Here is a 20,914-nt window from a genome sequence, read left to right on the forward strand (position 1 = left end):
AGTGTAGGCGGTATCTCGTTGCTCCTTAGCCCGATTGTACAGCTTCTGGCACAACCTCAACGTTCGAATCATGAGTTGCTCCTGTTTGGGAGTTGGATAGAGGCGAAACTGATAAGTGATTTGCACGAAAGGTCACCACCTCGATCGGATCATATGTTCCTATTATATCACACAAACATCCAACATCTATCCTCTTATTGGAAAAAGATAGGATGAATTTGACGCCCAAGGGTACACACAATAGAAAATGCATTTAGGCTTCGCCTAACCGAGATTCATCCCCTACCTGCAGAGGAAGGGGACTTCTCTCAGAAGGCCGTTAAAAATATATAGGTTAAACTAAAAGTTATTTCCGGGGTAGTCCTAATTAAGCAAAAGAGAACAACTCACAGTAAACCTGATGTCCTCGCTCATACAATCACAAAAAGAAGAAGCTCAAGCTACAGCTAGCTTAAGCTTCTTCTTTTTGTAACTCATGCACGTCCTGCTGATTCTGCGATTTTTCCTGCACGGACTTCTTTCTTCCACCAGGATCTCCACTAACGCTACAGCAGTTCCTTGCGAAGCTGCTCCGGCGATTTCGGCGAGAGCAGGCCGAACGGGATATCGAAGACGGTGTGCGCGCCGGACTCTCCCTTTTGCGCCAGACGGTAGGCCGCGCGGGCATAGGCGACCAGCACGCTGGCGGTAAATTCGGGATTGCTGTCCAGCTTCAGACTGAACTCGACGATCTGCGTATTCCCCGCCCCAGTCCGCCCGCTTCGGATAACATGGCCGCCATGCGGCATTGCACCATGTTCTGCAGCCAGCGTCTCTTCGCTCACGAAATGAACCACAGTCTCATAATCGGCAAAATAATTCGGCATGCTGCGGATTGTCTCCGCAATCGCCTCGCGGTCTGCGCCTTCCTCAGCCACTACATAACACTCGCGCAGATGCTTGTCGCGGGTAGCCAGCACCGGATTCTCCCCGCTGCGTACACGCGCCACTGCCTCTTCACGCGGAATGGTGTACTGGATGCCGTTCTTGACGCCGGGAACACGGCGGATGGCATCGGAATGGCCCTGGCTCACGCCTTTGCCCCAGAAGGTGAACTCGCTGCCTTCCGGCAGCACGGCTTCTGCCAGCAGACGGTTCAGCGAGAACAGTCCCGGGTCCCAGCCGGTAGAAATGACGCTGACAGTTCCCGCCGCCTTGGAGCTGGCATCCACTTCCGCATAATACTCCGGAATCCTCGCATGGGTATCGAAGCTGTCGACCGTATGGAACAGCTTCGCCAGAGCCGGGCCCTGTTCCGGCAGATCGGTTGCGGAGCCGCCGCATAGGATCAGCACATCAATTTTTCCCCGATAAGCCTCAATATCGTTAATGGACACCATCTGTGTGCCCGTCTCTAACGTGTGTGGATCGCGGCGCGTAAAAATCGCTTCCAGCCGAAGATCAGGATTTTGCCGGATTGCCGCCTCGACGCCACGTCCGAGATTGCCGTAGCCGACGATGCCGATGGAAATAGGTTGGGTCATGGTTATTGTGTCCTCCATTTCATAATATGCCGGATCAGATCCAGCCTCTGGCGCTCATCGCTTCGCTGATCCGTTTGATAGAGATCATGAAAGCGGCGGTGCGCAGATTGGTGCCGTGCTCACGGGATAAGGCGCGGACCGCATCATAGGAAGCGTACATCCGTTGTGACAGACGCTCCAGCACCTCTTCTTCCGTCCAGTAGAAGTTGGCCAGATTCTGCACCCATTCGAAATACGATACGGTGACGCCGCCGGCATTGGCCAGAATATCGGGAATGACGAGCACGCCATTTTCCTGCAAAATTTTGTCCGCTTCCGGAGTGGTCGGGCCGTTGGCCGCTTCGGCGATGATCCGGGCCCGGACGTTGGCCGCATTGGCGCCGGTAATCACATTCTCGAGTGCCGCAGGGACAAGGATATCGACATCCAGCTCCAGCAGCTCTTCGTTCGTAATCACGTAAGGCTCGCCGTAATCGGCCAGCTTAGCATGGTCTTTGAGCGCAAAAACTCTCTGCAAGTCAAGACCTTCCGCCTGATACAATCCGCCCCTCGAATTGCTGACCGCAACAACCTTACAGCCTTGTTCAGCCAGCAGTCTGGCTGCAATCCGTCCGGCGTTGCCGAAGCCTTGCACCGCAACCGTTGCACCTTCGGGCGATACGTCCAGCTCCTTGAGCGCAGCAAGCACTGTGTACACGCAGCCCTGCGCCGTCGCTTCATTCCGGCCTTTGGAGCCGCCGAGGATGAGCGGTTTGCCTGTGATGACGCCCGGCGTGTTGACGCCCTTCAGGCGGCTGTATGTATCCATCATCCAGCCCATAATCTCCGGTGTCGTGTAGACATCCGGCGCTGGAATATCTTTACCCGGACCGATGAAATCGGCGATAGCCTCCATAAAGCCTCGGCTGACGCGCTCCAGCTCGCCTTTGCTCAACTTGTGCGGGTCACAGATGACCCCGCCCTTGCCGCCGCCGTAAGGCAGACCCACAACGCCGCATTTGAAGGACATCCACATCGACAATGCTTTGACCTCGTCCAGCGTAACGTCGGGGTGGAAACGAATGCCCCCTTTTCCCGGACCGACCGCATCGTTGTGCTGGGAACGGTAACCTTCGAACACGATCACGCTGCCGTCGTCCATCTTAACGGGAAAGTTGACGGTCAGCACACGTTTCGGTTTTTTCAGAATATCGGTAACATGCTGCGGAAGCTGCAAATAGGCAGCCGCTTCATCAATCTGCTTTTGCACAATTTCAAAGGGGTTTAAGGTCTCTTGTGCCGGTGCTACATTCTCTGTAATACTCATGTGCTTCAGCCCTTTCTCCATCTGATTTTGCGGTTCACCGCATTAAAGAAGGTTAAAATACATCTTACATCATACGTCAGCTTTGTAAAAGACTTTTTACGGAAAATCAATGATATTTTTTTCATCAGATACGAAAATGTGCCAATTATTCGCTTACATTTATGCTTATAGATTCGATTCGGGCGGTTGATTTTATACGTTTTGAGCAGAATTCTTCTGCCGAACCGGCAAAGGGGCTTTTGCTGTGAATCCGCAAAAGCCCCTTTCGAGATACGTAACATCCCACAACGCTAAAGATATTCTTTGCTCAGATTTATATCGCTTTTGTCTTCCGGCAGCCGCTAAATCAGGCGGTTCACCGCATTATTCGGCACGGCAAAGACGACTATCGTCCCTTGACCCGGTTCACTCTGAATGTGTAGCCCCTTCCCATATAATTGTTTCAACCGTTGATTAATATTGAACAAACCGACTCCCTGCCTTTGGTTCGAACGTTTGTCGAATATATGTTGCAGCGTTTTTGTATCCATCCCCACGCCGTTATCGGCAACGGTTACTTCTGTACGATCCTCATATTCGGCGATATGAATATGAATTATTCCGCCAGACGAACGACTCATGATGCCGTGCCGCACTGCGTTTTCGACAAGCGGTTGAATGGAAAGCGGGGGAAGCCTTAGCTCCATGTCCGCTTCGACTTCCCAAACCGTATTCAGCCTGCCTTCGAAACGTTCATTTTCGATATATAAATAAGAACGTACGAGATCAAGTTCCTGTTCAAGCGGAACAAGCAGCCCGGCATTTTGAAAGTTGAAACTGGCCCGTAGATAATTGCCGAACTCGTCGAGCAGTAGGTGCATTCTGTTCAGATTAACGTCGCTAAGCGCAGCTATCGCATTGAGGACGTTGAATAAAAAGTGCGGTTGTATTTGCGCCTGCAGCCATGCTGCTTCCATACGCAGGCGTTCGCGCACGGAACGGTTCAGATCCGTTAATGCCCGCACCCGAACCTTTAACTCCATCGCATCCGCAGGCTTCACAATGTAATCGTTAGCCCCAGCCAAAAAACCGGCGGTGATATCCTCAGGCTTGTTGCGCGCGGTCAGAAGCAGAATGGGCAGTTCAGAGCTCGAATAGCGCTCACGTATAGCTCTCGTTAACTCATACCCCGACATGTGAGGCATCATAACGTCAGCAATAACAAGATCCCATACTCTCGTGTTCAGATGAGACAAGGCGTCAGTGCCGCTCGTAACCGTAATGATATCGAAAGCTTCCCCACCTAGAATGTTCTCCAGTATTCTCAAGTTAAGCGGATCATCGTCCACAGCCAATACCGAAGGACGCACCGGTCTCTCCGGAGCGGCAGAATCGTCATCCGTACCGTAACGGATGTTCGCGTCGGCAGCGGCAGCGGTTTCTGCATAGACAGGCGGCAGGCCTGCTGCAAAATCTGCTTCCCGTTGAACGGGCGAACCGGACAGCGCCAAAGCAAAGGAGAATGCCGAACCTTGGCCAGAGGCAGATGTCACTTCCAACGTTTCGCCGTGCAGCTCTACTAACTGCTTGCAAATGCTGAGGCCCAGTCCGATACCGCCCCCGGGCGCCGCCGTCATGCCGGAGTCGCCTTGCTCGTAAGGGTTGAAGATTCTTTGCAGCGTTTCCTCGTCCATGCCGACGCCCGTATCCGCAACGCTAATGTACGCCTTCCCGTCTTGTGCGACCACCCGGATGGCGACAGTTCCTTCGTTGGTAAATTTGATTGCATTGTGAACGAGATTAAACAAAATTTGAATGAGCCGGTTCTCGTCGGCCATCACAGGAGGAAACTCGTTCGGAATCTCATTGACCAGCCGGATCGGTTTACTAACGGTCATGAAGCGGAGCATGTCGAATACGCCGGAAGCGATCGCCTGCACCTGAACGGTCTGCACGTGCAGGCGGATGTTCCCCTCCTTGAGACGAGTCAAATCAAGCAGGTCATTTAACATAAACGACATGCGCCGACCGACCGTCATCGCCAATTCCAAATTTTGGACGCTCTCGCCGCTCAACGAATGTTTTTCGCTGTCAACGACGGTTTGCACCATATTCAGAATCCCGTGCAGGGGATTTCGCAATTCATGGGATGTGTTCGCCAGAAAATCATCCTTCTGCTTGTCTGCTATTCTTAATTGCTCATTTAGTTTGGCGTTTTCTTGGGAATTGCGGAAGTACTGCTTAAACCAGTAAGCGGAAAAGCTGATGATAGCCACCAGCACGTCAAACGGGAAGTAAATGTTTATTACTTCTAAGTGAGCATTAATCAGTCCCCATGCGGAGCTGGATAATATGCTCATGGTGGCAAGCAGCAGGAAGGTGGCACCGGGCTGATTTCTGGCTATAAGTTTGCCAATCAGATAGATAATCCAGGCCATTGGAAACCAATAAAGCAGTCTGAATATTTTAAATTCGATTAGATAGTAAATGAGCGGAGGCGGCATGACCAACACAAATCCTGAATATAAAGCCATAACAATGGCGTACGTACGGAACAAAACCGCGTTTGTCCGGAGCTTGGCAAATATTCCGGTAATCAGCAGGAAAAAAAAGGGGACTAATGAGTACGAGAGCATCTTAATTTTCAGTGCCCATGCATAGTTGATGAAAGGCATGCATACCAGCAGCAGGCTGTCGTTATCAGACACAATCGTAAGCCCGGCGGTCAAAAGCAGCAGAAAAAAGGCAATCAACCCTTTTTGCCAACTGAACAAGTATAACATCACGGCGTACAAGCCAAGAAACATCAGTACCACGAAGGTCATAATCTGAAAGCCGATGGAGATCCATCGTTCGGTATTGATGGCCGTATCCGACCCGAAGCGGATGGCTTTGACAATGCCGCCATTAAACGGATTATCAAAATTGGCCACGCGTACGAGCAGCTCGATCTCATTCACTCTGTCTGCCTTATAAAGCGGGGTATAAGAAATCCGGCGGGGCTTATACGTATTCGCTTGCTCCGCCGGTTGGCCGACTCCTGCTATTTGACCGTTGAATTCAACAACTGAAGAGGCTTGAATTTCCTGAATCCAGAATTTGAACGACTGTTGCGGTAGAGGATCGACCAGAATGCGCAGCCGGTACGTACCGTATCCGAACGACGACTTTGAATCTGCCGGTAAAGCACTTCGCCAATCTCCCGGAACCATGATATTACGCTTGTCCAGGGACTTCCAATCCTTGTTTTCATGCGTGACGAATGCTTCCGGATAAAAATCCCACTCGCCGTTCAGCGTAATGGAACGGGAGCTCGCGAAGTCCCAGCCGCGCAGATCGAGCACGCCTTGAACCGCACGAGGGTGTTCTGGCGTAAGGAAAAACCCGGACCAAAGCCACCGGACTCCGAGAAGTATAGAGAGAAACAGGATGAACGTTACAGCATATTTCAGAGTGGTTTTGTTTTTTAAAATATAAGAACTTATATGTTTCACACTATAAATTATCCTTCTATTTCTCGCTGAAACGGATACCGTCTTTTTAAGGACGGTGTAGCCGTTTCCACTTGTCCAAATCATACAGAGCTCACTCCCAACGTTTCGCCGTGCAGTTCTGCCAAGTGCTTGAAAATGCTATGGCCTAATCCGGCAGCCTTCATACTTCGACAAGAACAGCGGGAATCCCTTGTTCCATAAACCGGGTGATTAGGCACATTAGCCAGTGTTGTGAGGGACAAAAAAAGAGGAGGCAGTTAGCCCCCCTCTTAATCATTAATACTAGTCGATCAGCTTCGTAGCTTTCAGCAATCTTTCAACCATAGCCGTTGTTTCCGCGCGCGTCATCGCCGCTTTCGGGTTCAACTGCTGTCCGCCGGTCCCTTGCAGGATACCAGCCTTAATCAGTTGGGCTGCGGACTCCCGTGCATACCCGGAGATTTGGTCCATATCGCTGTAAGGAGCCAGAATCTGATTGATTTGTAGTGCGCTCAGCGCCTCTTGCGGCTGAACGATATGCAGGGAGCGGGCGATCATAGCGATGCCTTGCTCTCTTGTAATCTGTTCGCTGCCGTGGAAACCACCGTCTTCAAAGCCTTTGATAATACCAAATTCGCTGGCAATCGTTACGGCATCGTGGTACCAAATCGACGGTGCTACGTCGCTATACGGCGTACCGGATACACCTTGATGCATTAAGCCCAGTCCGCTTGCCACAATCGTAGCAAACTCCGAACGGTCAATACTGCGATTCGGGGAGAAGGTATTGTTGCCTGTACCTGCAAGCTGCAGTCTGGCTGCAATGTTATTGATGCTCGCTTGTGCCCAGTGGCTCTTCACGTCATCGAAATTTTGCGGATTCCAGATGACCGAATAGCTGCCCTGGCTGCGCAGGTCGTTGATCATTGCAAAGTAACGGTTGTTGATTTTCGTTACAACTGTCGGCACATGGAACACGGTACCGTCCGGATTAACAATGACGCCGGTCGTAATTTTGTTCGGATCAATACCTTCAGGCAATGCGATATAGCGGGGCGCGTAGCCCGTCAGTTGATCCGGCTTAAGCATTTGACCTTTGTAAGTGAAGTTAAGCGATAGATCGACCGGATCGACGAGCAGATCATAGCCGCCTTTGGTCGCCTGAGCTTTTGCTGCGGCTTTTAATGCTTCAGATGATTTCTTAATATCAATATCGACTGCAATTTCGCCAAGCGGCGCGCCGTTCCATTGTTTGATGATTGAACCCAGATCCAGTTGTTTGCTTGGAATCGGATAAATAGCAAGCAGGTTCTCGATGTTCAGTGTGGAACCAGTATCGGACAACTGCTTCAGTGTTGCTGCAGTCAAACCCACAACCTTGACCTCACCGTCGCCAGGCACAAGCACATTCAATTGCTGTCCGTTGCCTTTGGTGAGATGAGCCGATAGTTTATCTTGATCAATCACAACGGTCGTTACGTTGTTTGCCGTTGTGCCAGTAGCGAAGCCACTGTTCTCATTGTTTACGGTTGTTGTCACGCCCGATGCCGGAGCAGGAGCGGATGAAGGTGCAGATGTAGGTGCAGGATTTCCGTTCGTGCCGGAGCCACCGCTAGGGGCGCGCGTCACCGTTACGATGTACGTCTGCGTCGTGCCGTCCTGCGCCGTTACGACCACCTTGATCGTATTGATGCCTACGCTCAGCGGCAGCGAATTGGAAGCGACGCCACTTGTCAATTTAATCGGGCCTTGTACCAACAGGCCTTCGCTATTGTACACGCTCGCCGTCACCGTAGAATAAACAGCATCATATACCGTTGCCGTCACTGTCGTGTTGCTCACGCTGTTCGGCACACTTGTCGTATAATTTGTAGTGCCTGCCGAAAATACCGGGCTTAACGTGCCGCCCGACATCGTCAAATCTTCCAAGCCCGCGTTGTTAGCCACTGTACGAATCACTGTTCCTGTGCTGATAGCAGACGCGAGCTGAGTCGCTGTCGCTTTCACACGGGTTACAATCGTATAATCCGTCCCTGGCATCAGTCCGGCGAACGTCGAACTATCTTGCCACGTCACGCCGCCGTCTATGCTGTATTCCTGACCAGGGGCGGCTTGCAGCGTAATACTCTTTGTTGTTTTGCTTACTTCTACCGGTGCTGCCGGAGCCGCAGCGCCGTCCGCAGCCGTTACCGCCCCCGTTGCCGCGCTCGTCACGCTCCCTGTCGCATGCGTACCGTCAGCGGTTACCATCACGGTGATGCCTGCGCCGAAGTCGTCAGCGGTTAACGTGTAGTTTGAACCCGTCGCATTCGTGATGGCGACTCCGTTCCGGTACCATTGGTAAGTCAGCAGATTGGCCGACGTGTCAGGCGAATAAGTGATTCCCGATAAGTCCGCAGTCAACGTTTCACCAACTTTGGCAACACCGCTGATTCCCACGCTGCCTCTTAGCTCTGAAATCCCAATATCTTTTGTGGTAGTGATATTGTTGCTGATGACACCGGAATTATACTCGACAATAACTCCCGGATCGAAATATCCGCTGCTGCTGCCGTGTGTATTATTTACAGCTAAGTAACCTATTTTATTACTAGTCGTGTCTAGCAGAAGTGTAAGATGGTCATATGCTCCATTAGGCACAAATTCATTCGATGTATCAAGACCTGTGGGCTGACCGTTTGATACATACCTTGTAGCGCTATAAGTAGAAGTGTCCCAATTAGGTGCTGTAGTTTTAGTAGCGCCTATAAAGGTTAAAAAGCTCCAATTTCCCATAAAGGCACTTTTAAATTCTTTAAACATACTGGCAATCGCAAAAATTTCTTGAGGATTATTTGATTTTGGCTCTACAAGATGTCCGCTATTGTTCGTTGCAATCGTCACAGCATCTTTAAAAGTCAGGGTAGCAGCCTGTCTTTGCACATATACAAAATGGCGCCCGTTGTAGGTACGCACAGATGTTTTTCCATCGGTCAATGGTGCCCCTGGCGCTACATTTACTGTTACACTTTGGGTTTGCCCCACAGTTTTTGTAAATGTCAAATTTTGAATAACAGCCAGAATATCTTCATAAGTATTACCATTTGAAAAATTGAATACTCGATTTACAGATGTAGATTGATCAGTCACAATGCCGCTGATTTTTATGCCATTAATCAACTCGGTGATACCACTTGGAAGAGCTCCAACAGCAATAGAGCCATTATTTACTGCCACAGTAAAGTATCCGCCTGCTCCATTCACGACACCTGATCTTCCAAATGTAGCATTGGATAGCTGATAGGTTGTTTTCGTTACACTAACAGGAGTACCAAGATCAATTGTAGGTGTTGCAGCGGCTTTTACTTCTAACGGATGAAAAGGCATCATCGTCAATACCATAACAATTGCTATTAGAACAGATAACATTCTTCGATTTTTTAATTTCATATTTTGTGTATACCTGCTAGCGAAAGCATATAGAAATTCTATATTTGCAGATTTCTTTCAGTTAAGCAGGATTCTCCTTTCTTCTTGATAAGTTTGTCTATTCCTTCTAACTCAGGCGCTTCTGCTCACGCTGGAGTAAAACAATCGTTCTTTTTCTATTCCGCTTTTATCCTCCCCCCTGTCCCATAGGGACTCCAAGCCCCTTAATCCTATATCTTGATATAATCCACTTTCTTTCGACAGGTGTGATCATAACAAAAGGAACTTTACAAAATCTTTACAACTGCTTTACATGCTGTTTTCGCTCAACACCCATTGCTAAAATTCCGATAGTATTGGTGTAACAAATCGAATCTTGCCAAAAAACAATGCATACATGTTATGGAGCGTGAAATACATGAAGATCATGCTGGTGGATGACGAAGCGCTGGTGTTAAGCCAGATTCGGCGAATGCTGTCGGGATATCCCGGTATTTCAGTGGTAGGCTCGTTTGGGAATGCGCGAGAGGCTATTATGCGAATGCCGGAACTTCAGCCGGACGTCGTATTTTTCGATATTCACTTGCCGGAAATATCGGGAATCCAAGCGGTAGAGCTGGTACAGGAGGCTTGTCCTGGAGCCGATATTGTATTTGTAACGGCATACAGCGAGTATGCTGTCCAAGCTTTTGCGCTGAATGCGGTCGATTATTTGCTTAAACCGTTGCATCAGGCACGTTTGGATCAAACGATAAAGCGGCTGATGCAAAAAAGAATGCATAAAGAAGATATGCGCTCAACAGCGCCTTCTCGCATTCTGTGTTTTCGTTCCCTCCGTTTTCAGAGCAGCGGCGGGTCTCCGGAAATACCGAAATGGCGCACGGCAAAAACGCAGATTCTGTTTGCTTACCTGCTGCACCATCGCGGCAATATCGTCCTCAAGGAGACACTTTTGGAGCTGCTGTGGCCAGAGCTTGATGTGAAACAGGCGGCGAATCAATTGTACACATCGATTTATCACATTAGAAAGTGCTTGAAGCAAATGGGCATTGATGCTCCCATCCAAAATATCACTATTCAAGAAGGCTACATACTCGACACAAGCCGCATCCGGATTGACGTGGATGAATGGGAAAACGGCTTGCGGCAGGTGAATGGCGTAAATTTGACCGATAGTCACTCCGAACTGCGGCGGTTGCTTTCGCTTTATGAAGGGGACTATTTACCAGAAATCGGATATGGGTGGGTGGAGGACGAACGCGAAAGACTACGGAAGCTATGGTATCAGAATGCACGTTCGTTAGCCCGGTTCTATGAGAAAGCCATGATGCAGGAGGAAGCGCTGGCGCTGTATGAACGGATTCAGGATATGGACCCGTATAACGAAGAAGACGGACTTGCGCTAATGAAGCTGTATACGGCAAGCGGAAGGCACAAAGAAGCGGAGAAGCATTACCATAAGCTGGATCATCTATTTTCAAACGAGCTGCGGATCGGCTTGACCGATAAGCTGGTAGAGTGGTTCGAACACGCGAGAAAGAAATTGCCCACCGCATACAGGAACTGAGGCAGACCAGATACGCGTATACACTCTTCCCGCATGAAACAATTTATGGTACGGTTCAGCTTAACGTCTCTATCAGCGAATTTGCTAAAGGAGCTGTCGCCGACAGCTCCTTGTTTTAATTCGATCTGGTGTGCGTATTATCATTTTCTGACCTGTTTACCCACTGGAATACTCTGAGCGAAACGAAACACATTATGAGGATCGTACTTTCGTTTCACCTGCTTCAGTCTGCCAAAGTTCTCGCCATAATACGCCTTGGGCCAGTTCTTAATCTGCAAATCGGGAAAATTCACATAATCTCCTTTAACAAAGGGACGCAACGCTCTGCGGAACCTTTCCACCCACTGAATATTCCGCTCCTGCTCCCTGTTGTTTCTCCACCGGGCTGACAGTTCGTAGATTGTCTCAGCCTTCCGATGAGGATAAGCCGTTTCAGTAGGCGATACCTGGCTCACCGCGCTTCCTGCACCACCTAAGCTCTGGCTCCACACGCTAGAATGCCTGTTGGGTGCTTTAGATAAAAAGTCACGTATAATTCGTACTCCTTCAGGCGGCAAAGGTTGGAACCCGTAGGCCCCGGTTATTTTGAACTTTGGTTCCAAATTCAGGTCCGATTCGGCAAAAAATTTGGTTGCTTCAATAAAAGGCACTGTCTTCACCATCACCTTCACCGGAGTGCCTGCCCGCAAGAGCGGTCTAATCAATCGACGCAGCTCCTCTGCACCGCCAAGCAATTGTCCGGTAGATACAATGGTTCCCACCTGTTTGGCAGCCACTTCAATTGTTGAGGTTAAGCGGTTTGTGACAGATGGGGCCCAGCGTTGCCAAGCCGGTAACACCTTCTCAAGATCACTCCATTTCCACGTAATACTGTATATAGAAACCGATGAAATCGGTCTAACCCGAAATGTATATTCTGTAGCAACACCAAAGTTCCCTCCCCCTCCGCCTCGTGATGCCCACAACAGATCGGAATGTTTCCTTCTGTTTGCCACAATCGTCTTTGCCCCATATTGCCCCGAAGCTACGACCATCTTCACTTGTTTCAAGTTATCGCACGTAAGTCCATATTTGCGGGAAAGTAGTCCAATGCCTCCTCCCAGGGTAAGCCCAGCTACGCCTACGTCGGGCGCGGTCCCCGCCGGAATTGCCACGCGCTTATTCCACAGCCTTTTGTACACACGGGCAAGTGGATTTCCCGTCTGGACAATGGCCACTCTATTTTTTCGGTCAACTTTAACCTTATTCATCTCGCTCACATCGATAATAATACCGCCATTTACAGCTGAGAAGCCTTCATAGCTATGCCGTCCACTGCGCACTCGCAGCCGTATGCCCCGCTCACGAGCCCATTTGACTGCGTTGATCACATCCTGAGTTCGTTGGCAAAAAACAATGACCCTTGGAAATTTAGAAAAGCGCCTATTGAACTCCATTCTGGCCGTATTGTATGACGGATTGCCCGGAATTACGATCCTTCCGGTTAACCGTGTACTTTTATTTTTCAACTTTTGTGCCATCTACATTACACCATCCCTGCTCATGACATAAGCCTTTCTCATCAGCTTATGTCTATGTAGGGACATCTGTCCTAGTAACGGCAAACGCCCAGTTTGAACCGTAAAATAGTTCAAACCATGATCGAGGTGGAATATGAGGAGGCGCCTTCTGTAATTAAAAAAAGGGAATAGTAGAATAATGCCGAACTACATAACATTCATCGGATGAAAATATAAATGAGGTTGGAAGGTTGGCACAATGAATAATAATAGAAACTGGACAGTTTTATTTATTGGTGGAGCATCGGGAATAGGTAAATCAAGTATTGCTTATGAAATTGCACGATTTTATGGTGTGAATGTCTTGGAAGTAGATGATATTCACCTATCCGTAAAAGCAGTTACAACAAAGGAGCATTTTCCTGTAATTCATTATTGGGATTCTGGTATTGACTGGAAAGACGTTGGAGTTGACGGCAATGTAGACTGGCTGATTGGTGTAAGCAAAGAAATGGCTCCAGTATTAAAACAACTCGTAAACAGGCATATTGAAGATAAAGTACCTATCATTATTGAAGGTGATTTTATTAATCCTGAATTTACATTATCTTTCGATAACCCGGAGGTAAAATCAATATTTATACAGGAATCGGACAAAAATCAAATAGTGCAGAATTATTTAGCAAGAGAAGGTGGCGAATTACAACATTATAGAGCTGAAATAAGTATTTCGTATGGAGATTGGATAGCAGATACCTGTAAGCAAAATGGGATTGAATTGATCGAATCAAGACCTTGGAATACTGCTTTAAGCAGAGCCACCAAGTGTTTATTGTAATGAAAGGCCTTAGTCTACATTGGTAAAGTAAAGCGGATACCAATGTGTGAAGTATCCGCTTTCTTAGCTAACCGCCTCTACTCCCTCTCAAACAAAAAACCGATGATCCCGTCCGGGAGCCAAAGCCATTTGATTAACAATACGACGGCGAGTACGATCACACCTAGAATTACATTTTTCCTCCCCTTGCTCATACGAAGTCTCCTCCCCTTGCAAAGTCCGTCAGTAACGCTACTTGTCAAAACGTTTACCGCCGTAAATTAAGAAGACCAGCACTGTGGAAAGAACCAACCATACAAGCAAGTTGCCAAGGCTCAGCCAGAGCTGCTCCAACCCCTTGTCCAGAACAAGAGCTGACAACCCCTCCATGAAATGGTGCGAAGGAATGAAGCTAATCACATCCATAACGAACGGTACCTTCAGCCCAGGCGCAAAAATGGGGCCAAAAACAAAAAACAACAGGATCGGAAGCCCCACGATGGACGTCTCGGACGCCGTTCGAGAGATCAGACCGATGGATGTGCCCAAAGCCATGAAAATCACCATCAGAAGCAGAATGAATAAGACCAGGTACCCTAGATGTATCGCCGGAACTCCTGTAATCAGCATACAAACAGCCATGACGACAATCGTATACACTGTGGTCATTGCACTTTTGCCCAGCAATACCTCCACCGGCGAGGCCGGAGACAGCATCAGCGCACGCAGGGTGTTCTTTTCCTTTTCCTCCGCGATCATAAGAGCCTGAACAAAAGCACCGACCACCGAGATGGCAATCATAATCGGCATGGTAAAGTGATCGATGGTACTGCCCTCAGACAATGCCTTTCGGCCTTTCATTAAGATGGAGAGAACAATGGGCATGCCTGCCATCAGCAGAATTTGCGGGTTCTTAACATAGTCCTTCCACTCCTTCCCGGCGATGGCGAGTAGTCGGTTAAGTGAAAATGTCATTCCAGGCCCCTCCCTGTCAATTTTACAAAAATATCACCGAGCGTCGGCTCATTCGAGTGAATCGCCAGCAGTTCTCCGCTGTGGATCAGCTCGTTAATGCGGATCGCCCCTGCAACATTCCGTCCTACAATCTCCGGGCCCTCCGGTGTCGTCAGGGTAATGGTCTGATCCCCATGCTGCAGTCTTAACTGCAACGGGGTATCCAGCGCAGAAATTTCGCCATTGTTCAAAAAAGCAACACGATTACACAGCGCTTCTGCCTCCTGCATGTTGTGTGTTGTCAGGAAGATCGTCGTCCCATCCCGGTTCAACCGCCGCAGGGTCTCATGAATCTGCAGGACATTCACGGGATCGAGTGCAGATGTCGGCTCATCGAGGAACAGAATCTCCGGGCGGTGAAGAATGGCCCTGGCCAGCGTGACTCTCTGCTTCATCCCCTTGGACAACCGCTGCACTAGCGTATTCTGGTCAGCCGAGAGATTCACAGCATCGAGCACACCTTTAAGCGACTTTTCAGGTACGCCATACAAACGGCAGAACAGAGCCAGATTGTCATAGACGCTAAGGCGATCATACAAGCCGCTATTATCTGTCAGAATTCCGATTCGCCCCAAGTAATGTGCTTTGCGGCTGCGGCTCGGGGCTATTCCAAAGACCGTTACCCTCCCGGATGTAAAGCGAAGTTGTGAAGTCAGTATTTTCACCGTCGTTGTTTTCCCTGAGCCGCTGGGTCCGAGAAACCCAAATATTTCCCCTTTCCGCACTTGGAAGCTAAGATTCCTCAGCGCCTGCTTCTTTTGGTACATTTTCGCAAGTTTATCCACCTCGATGATGCTCTCCATGACGATTCACCCACTATTGCTTAGTAGCCTTTTCAAGCTCACGGCAAATCTATCGCGAATAAGGCATCGCAGCAATAAATCCCCCATGAAAAGCGCAGTCAGGGGGATGAATGGAGTCATTTTTGGGTTGAAAAATCAGGCGTTACAGCCCCACAATATTCTTAATTTCTTCGAAACGGGTCTTGGACATGGGGATCATCGACTTCTTGTCGTCACGGATAACCAGGCTGTAGCTATTGCGTGTCCAAGTAATCAATTCGGACGCATGATTAAGATTTACGAGGTAGGAACGATGGCAGCGGTAGAACTGATACGGGGCAAGCTTCTCCTCCAGTTCAGTTAATGTCCATGCCGTCGTGAGGTCGCCTATGCTTGTATGGATATGTGATAGGCCATCGCTGCTTTCAATATAATAAATGTCCGCCGGGTCTACGAAGACAAATTTGTCGTCCGCTTTGATCATCAGCTTTTCCAGCTTGGCTACCGTTACAAGTGAAACATTTGGATCACTTTCTGGATCGGGTTCTCCTGTCCCTTGCACAGTCTGCTCAGAGGCTTCCGGTTCGTCCTGCGTCGTAACCGGGTATAGTCCTCCTTCCGTTAACCGGTAGATATGCTCGGAAAGGAACATGGCCTGCTCCATTGTTGAACAAGTAACGAGTATCGCTGTGCCACGATCGACGAGAGCGGTGATCAATTTTCTGAGAATGATGCAGCTCTCAAGATCGAGATTCTGCTCCGGATTCTCCCATATGACAAGCTCAGGGTTGTGGATGAGGCTTCGCACCAAGTTAAGCAGCCGTTTCTCGGAATAACTGAGTCTGGAGACTAATACCTTGGCATGGCCTTCAAGCCCCACCAGCGTCAACAGTTCACTGGCCGGCATCCGAGTGGTGTATAGCCGTCCCCAAAAGGCCAAATAATCGGCAACCTTCATTCGTTCATATAATCCGTCATCCCAAAAGCAGCACCCAACACGCTGCACGATTTCAGAACGGTTCAGCCGCAGACGCTCACCGCGGTATAGCGCCTGAATCCCAAGCCCAGACGGCTCGCCCAGAACGGAGCGGATGAACTGACGGCCATGCTCGTAATTACACTGCACCACCGCACACTGTCCAGCCATCAGTTCCAGTTCCACTGATGACGATGCAGCATCGCTTTTTCCAGCTTCACTTTGTATATGCAATACGGTCATGCGTATCCAGCCTCCTGTCATCCCCACAACGGAGTATTACATAGCATTACTCAATATATTCCGATTGTAACCTATAATAGAAGGTTGAACCACATCAGCTGAACCATACCTAAGTCGAGCAGAGGATATTCTTCACATGCACTAAGATTTTACAATGATAAGCTTAATAATGTATGCCTTATGGCACTTTAGGAGGTAATTACGACGAAGCCATGAAGCTGCTGGAAGAACAAGTGGGTAACAAGGACGGCCTGATCTCTCTGTCCACCATCGCGCTGGAACCGGGGGCCAATGGCAAAAGCCGTCCCGCCGCCCGCATTGTAGACGCCTATTATGAGGACGGCGCGTTCTACACCGTAACTTACGCGACCTCAGGCAAGATGCAGCAGACCGCTCAAAACCCCGAAGTCGCCGTTTGTATCATCGTCGAAAACTTTACGGCTGATGGTATCGGTGAAAACCTGGGCTGGGTATGTGACGAGAAAAACGCGGAGATGATGGCAAAGCTGCGCACAATTTTCGCCGATTGGTATTACGAAGCTAATAACGATGAAGACCCTAACACATGCCTGCTGCGCATTCGCCTGACAAAAGGCCTGTGGAATGACGCCCATAAAGGGATCAGAAATGAGATTGATTTTGTCAATAAGACGGCAAATTAAGTAGTCGTGGTTCGCCTTATTGGATTAATGTGAAGTAGATATTTGATAACAGACACTGTTAGAACAAGGGGAGTGTGCGGACACTCTCTTTTTTTGCCGTTACTTATATACGGCTGCTTGTGCGATAGTGGCTTGGCGGGTCTATAAATTTCACCAAAATTTCATTACTCAACATAATTGTTTAAAAAAGGCGGGGATTCTGCCGATAATTATCTTGTTACAAAAAAAGTATGGGTTTGAACGGGTATCGACGATTAACCGAGACGGTAGAGTCTAAGGAGGAGGATTTGTGAGAAAAAAATGGGTTGTTTTATTTTTGGTTTTACTAATGTGCATGTCTGGCAGTGCGGTTTATGCGGAGGCGAAGACTTCAGCAGACTTCTCTGATCTAAAGGACCTGGATGCGGCGACGAAAGCCAAGTTTGATGCTTTGATTTCAGCGGGTATATTTAACGGGGTCTCTGACACTAGTTTTGGATTAAAAGAAGAGATGAATCGAGCACAATTCGCGAAGGTAGCTAGTTTAATTTTCGGTCTTAACGTCGATACATCAAAAAAAATTTCAAGCTTCTCAGACGTAAAATCAGATGACCCTGCGAATGGCTATGCTCTGCCTTATATTGAGGCAGTCAAGGCCGCTGGCATCACTGATGGAATAGGACAGGGTAAATTCAATCCTGCTGGAGAAGTTACGAAGGAACAATTGGCAACATTCTTGGTTCGTGGTCTCGGAGGCGAAGAGCTAGCGAAGAAAACTGACGGAGTGCAAGACAGCACAGTGTCTGGTTGGGCGCAAGGATACGTAGCACTAGCTCTGGAACTTAAATTGCTAAGTAATGGTGCTGATGGCAAGTTTGGCGGCCAAACGAATGCTACGCGTGATTTGCTAGTTACGGGTGCCTACGAAGCGAAATCACAATATAAAGCGCCGACACCAACGCTGACGTCGACACCAACACCGACGGCGACACCAACACCAACACCGACGGCGACACCAGCACCAGCACCGGCGTCGACACAAGCACCGACGCCGACGCCGACACCAACACCGACGCCGACACCAACACCAACACCAACACCAACACCAACACCGACACCAACACCAACACCAACACCAACACCAACACCAACACCAACACCAACACCAACACCAACACCGACACCGACGCCGACACCGACGCCGATGCCAACACCACCAACACCACCACCGACGCCGATATCTACATCGACACCACCACCGACACCGACATTGCCACCATCCAATATCGCACTAGATACGATTAATGCATCTGTTGGGACATGGGTCAATGTTGATGAGACGACTTTTGCTGATGCAGGTATTACGGGCGTAACGACATCCAATGTAACAGCCGTTCAACAAGCACTCGACTCTGATGGAAGATCTCCGTGGACGGTTTCAGAAATTCAAGCCATCGTCAATACGGTTATTGACGGTATTACGAAACAAGCGGCACTGGATTTGATCAATGCTGCATCGGCTTCGGGTTCATGGACGAATGTTAATGCGACCACTTTTGCCAATGCAGGCATTACCGGCGTCACTTTACAAGACCTAGCCTCCTACCAATACGCATTGGAAACCGGTTCAACACCACTTCCAAGAACATTGTCTCAAATTCAAGCGATTGTTGACGAGACTAATCAAGCAATTATGTTAGCTGCAATCTATGATTATTTGAATCCTTTCGGCGGAGGATCTATTCCTAACGAAGAAGTCTTCGCTCAAGCCGGTATAACCGGAGTGACAGCTTCGAACTTAAGTGAGGTCTTATCTGCCCTTGAATCGGCCTATCAGGAGGCCAAAAACAATCCTTTTGGAACGCCTATGTCTACTAGACAAGATATCCAAGATGTTGTTGACCTTGTCTTAAGCTACTATATGGATTAAGGCAAGTCATCATCGTAATACCGCAGAGGGGTTCCTTATTCAATCTTGAGTTGAAGGCAGCTCCTAAGCGAGAAGATAATTCCAACTAGAAAAATAACGGCGTAAGGGAGGCTGTCCCTTCGCCGTTATTTTTTGTTCCGGTACAAAAAAGCTAAATATTCCGCTCCTCATACTCGAAGGGTTCTTCACACGAATAAATCTCATGGAAAAAACCGAAATACGGGATATCGTCTTCCAGGCATTTTATATAATACGACAGCTCCTCATCACACTCCGGCCCTTCGCCGTTGTTTCGCATTACCTCGAATGCATCTATAATACCCTCCATGAGGTTTGCTTGAATAAGCAAGGGCAAACTATTCAACATCGAATGATCAAGCTTGGTTTCGGATCTGTATCCTGCGAGGACGCTTTCAAAATAATCCTCCATAAACTTTTTACGTTTACCGGCGTCTGGTTCAGATTGTATCCAGCCCATTCCGTTTCCCCAGATACTGGCCAAGTCAAACATATACCAACCGAAACAAGAATTATCGAAATCATAAACGGTTATTTGCCCGGTATCAAAATCTATAAAATAATTCCCATCGTTGTAATCAAAATGAATCATACCGAACGACTCGTGGTTCCTGTCCAACCCTTCCAAGGTTTTAAGGAGCCCTAACAACTTCTCTTTAAGCAAAGATAAAGAGCTGGGTATCAGTTTATCGATATATTCGGCATTGTATTTATCAAAAAAACTGTGCCGGGGATGAACTGGAGCATACCCTTTCGACAATTGGTGCAGCTTCCCCAGAACTTTACCGCAGTTATAATAGTATTCAGAAAGAGGAACGCCTTCCCGATAGCGATAATGATTTTCCACAAGCATTTTCCCTCTAGCCTTTTCAAACAGGCAGACAAAAAAGGTGTGATTATTATGAGTGATCTCTTCCAGCAGATTCCCCCTCTGGGAACTGACTACATTCGAGACACTACCGCCATGCTCGAATAAATACCTGACATACTCAAGTTCACCTAGAACATCTTCCCGGCTTCTGTCATTTAAGAAGGCGATTCTGAGTATTTTTGCATCGGTGCCTTCCTTCACACAGGTATAAACGACATTACGCCCTCTCTTATGTTCCTTAACCGGCTTAATTTCATAGCCTTCTAATCCGTACAACTCTGATACAGATGGAAGTAAATATGCATCACTGATTTTAACAACCTCGTTATAATTTATAATATCTCCTCCAGTAAAAAAATTTGTAAATCTTTCCACACTGAAATCACAACACAAGAAACCCAAACATGAAAAGTCCTTCTGTGGACTTAAAGGATACTCACCTTGTTTAACATTTACATATCACTCCTTTGAGCATATTTTACCTAAAATACCATGCAAACTCGAGGTAGACTTTCAGTATAATCAAATTCAACTTTTAAAAAAGTAAATACTCTGAGCAAAACGAAACACATTATGAGGATCGTACTTTCGTATCACCTGCTTCAATCTGCCAAAGTTCTCGCCATAATACGCCTTGGGCCAGTTCTTAATCTGCAGATCGGGAAAATTCACATAATCACCTTTCCACCCACTGTATATTCCGCTCCTGCTCCCTGTTGTTTCTCCACCGGGCTGACAGTTCATAGATTGTCTCAACCTTCCGATGAGGATAGGCCGTTTAATCACGCTTTTGCGCCAAGCGGTCGAAATTTCCGCAAGAAAAAAAAGGGCGCCAGCGAAGTTAACCCGGAAGGCGAGAGTACGGGG

14 protein-coding genes and 2 pseudogenes are annotated in these 20,914 nt (G+C 48.3%); 5 read left to right on the top strand and 11 right to left on the bottom strand.

Annotation, left to right across the window (positions count from 1 at the left end):
- From AC0LWN_RS26990 to AC0LWN_RS27010, 5 genes are all read right to left on the bottom strand, one after another.
- A partial coding sequence (locus AC0LWN_RS26990) for a helix-turn-helix domain-containing protein (RefSeq protein ID WP_474671040.1) occupies nucleotides 1-126 on the bottom strand: 126 nt, incomplete at its 3' end.
- Nucleotides 127-545: 419 nt separating this feature from the next.
- Nucleotides 546-1,523, bottom strand: coding sequence for a diaminopimelate dehydrogenase (locus tag AC0LWN_RS26995; protein WP_474670886.1), 978 nt, complete (start codon nucleotides 1,521-1,523; stop codon nucleotides 546-548).
- A 34-nt stretch (nucleotides 1,524-1,557) separates the two neighbouring features.
- A complete protein-coding gene (locus tag AC0LWN_RS27000; RefSeq protein ID WP_474670888.1) occupies nucleotides 1,558-2,829 on the bottom strand; it encodes a Glu/Leu/Phe/Val family dehydrogenase in 1,272 nt (423 codons plus the stop codon).
- A gap of 341 nt (nucleotides 2,830-3,170) precedes the next feature.
- Complete coding sequence (locus AC0LWN_RS27005) at nucleotides 3,171-6,302, bottom strand: hybrid sensor histidine kinase/response regulator (RefSeq protein WP_474670891.1); 3,132 nt, start codon at nucleotides 6,300-6,302, stop codon at nucleotides 3,171-3,173.
- 282 nt (nucleotides 6,303-6,584) lie between these two features.
- On the bottom strand, nucleotides 6,585-9,710 hold the full coding sequence (locus tag AC0LWN_RS27010; protein ID WP_474670894.1) for an S-layer homology domain-containing protein: 3,126 nt from the start codon (nucleotides 9,708-9,710) through the stop codon (nucleotides 6,585-6,587).
- A 397-nt stretch (nucleotides 9,711-10,107) separates the two neighbouring features.
- On the opposite strand from AC0LWN_RS27010, the gene AC0LWN_RS27015 reads away from it, so the two are divergent.
- The gene (locus AC0LWN_RS27015) at nucleotides 10,108-11,256 is read left to right on the top strand and encodes a response regulator (protein WP_474670896.1); all 1,149 of its coding nucleotides are present in this window, start codon (nucleotides 10,108-10,110) and stop codon (nucleotides 11,254-11,256) included.
- Between the two features lie 140 nt (nucleotides 11,257-11,396).
- Here AC0LWN_RS27015 and AC0LWN_RS27020 read toward each other — a convergent pair whose 3' ends face one another.
- Nucleotides 11,397-12,776 (bottom strand): FAD-binding oxidoreductase, encoded by a 1,380-nt coding sequence (locus tag AC0LWN_RS27020; RefSeq protein ID WP_474670899.1) that lies wholly within the window; start codon nucleotides 12,774-12,776, stop codon nucleotides 11,397-11,399.
- A 238-nt stretch (nucleotides 12,777-13,014) separates the two neighbouring features.
- Here AC0LWN_RS27020 and AC0LWN_RS27025 point away from each other — a divergent pair, with 238 nt between their 5' ends.
- Entirely contained in the window at nucleotides 13,015-13,593 is a 579-nt protein-coding gene (locus AC0LWN_RS27025) for a hypothetical protein (RefSeq protein ID WP_474670901.1), read from the top strand.
- A 231-nt stretch (nucleotides 13,594-13,824) separates the two neighbouring features.
- On the opposite strand, the gene AC0LWN_RS27030 is transcribed toward AC0LWN_RS27025, so the two are convergent.
- From AC0LWN_RS27030 to AC0LWN_RS27040, 3 genes are all read right to left on the bottom strand, one after another.
- Nucleotides 13,825-14,547, bottom strand: coding sequence for an ABC transporter permease (locus tag AC0LWN_RS27030; protein ID WP_474670902.1), 723 nt, complete (start codon nucleotides 14,545-14,547; stop codon nucleotides 13,825-13,827).
- Entirely contained in the window at nucleotides 14,544-15,389 is an 846-nt protein-coding gene (locus tag AC0LWN_RS27035; RefSeq protein ID WP_474670904.1) for an ABC transporter ATP-binding protein, read from the bottom strand. The genes AC0LWN_RS27030 and AC0LWN_RS27035 overlap by 4 nt, the downstream gene beginning before the upstream one ends.
- A gap of 142 nt (nucleotides 15,390-15,531) precedes the next feature.
- Nucleotides 15,532-16,587 (bottom strand): LytTR family transcriptional regulator DNA-binding domain-containing protein, encoded by a 1,056-nt coding sequence (locus AC0LWN_RS27040; RefSeq protein ID WP_474670906.1) that lies wholly within the window; start codon nucleotides 16,585-16,587, stop codon nucleotides 15,532-15,534.
- 212 nt (nucleotides 16,588-16,799) lie between these two features.
- On the opposite strand from AC0LWN_RS27040, the gene AC0LWN_RS27045 reads away from it, so the two are divergent.
- The 3 genes and pseudogenes from AC0LWN_RS27045 to AC0LWN_RS27055 all read left to right on the top strand — a co-directional run bounded on the left by AC0LWN_RS27045 (nucleotide 16,800) and on the right by AC0LWN_RS27055 (nucleotide 19,158).
- Nucleotides 16,800-17,249 (top strand): pyridoxamine 5'-phosphate oxidase family protein, encoded by a 450-nt coding sequence (locus tag AC0LWN_RS27045; RefSeq protein WP_474670908.1) that lies wholly within the window; start codon nucleotides 16,800-16,802, stop codon nucleotides 17,247-17,249.
- Nucleotides 17,250-17,583: 334 nt separating this feature from the next.
- Nucleotides 17,584-17,898 (top strand): annotated as a pseudogene (locus AC0LWN_RS27050) (S-layer homology domain-containing protein); the annotation flags it as partial.
- A 54-nt stretch (nucleotides 17,899-17,952) separates the two neighbouring features.
- Nucleotides 17,953-19,158: a hypothetical protein gene (locus tag AC0LWN_RS27055; protein WP_474671042.1), complete on the top strand. Its 1,206-nt coding sequence runs from the start codon at nucleotides 17,953-17,955 to the stop codon at nucleotides 19,156-19,158.
- A gap of 151 nt (nucleotides 19,159-19,309) precedes the next feature.
- Here AC0LWN_RS27055 and AC0LWN_RS27060 read toward each other — a convergent pair whose 3' ends face one another.
- Nucleotides 19,310-20,422: a phosphotransferase enzyme family protein gene (locus tag AC0LWN_RS27060; RefSeq protein ID WP_474670911.1), complete on the bottom strand. Its 1,113-nt coding sequence runs from the start codon at nucleotides 20,420-20,422 to the stop codon at nucleotides 19,310-19,312.
- Between the two features lie 153 nt (nucleotides 20,423-20,575).
- A pseudogene (locus AC0LWN_RS27065) lies at nucleotides 20,576-20,825 on the bottom strand (BBE domain-containing protein); the annotation flags it as partial.
- Nucleotides 20,826-20,914: the final 89 nt, after the last annotated feature.

Source organism: Paenibacillus sp. sgz302115 (assembly GCF_056120445.1).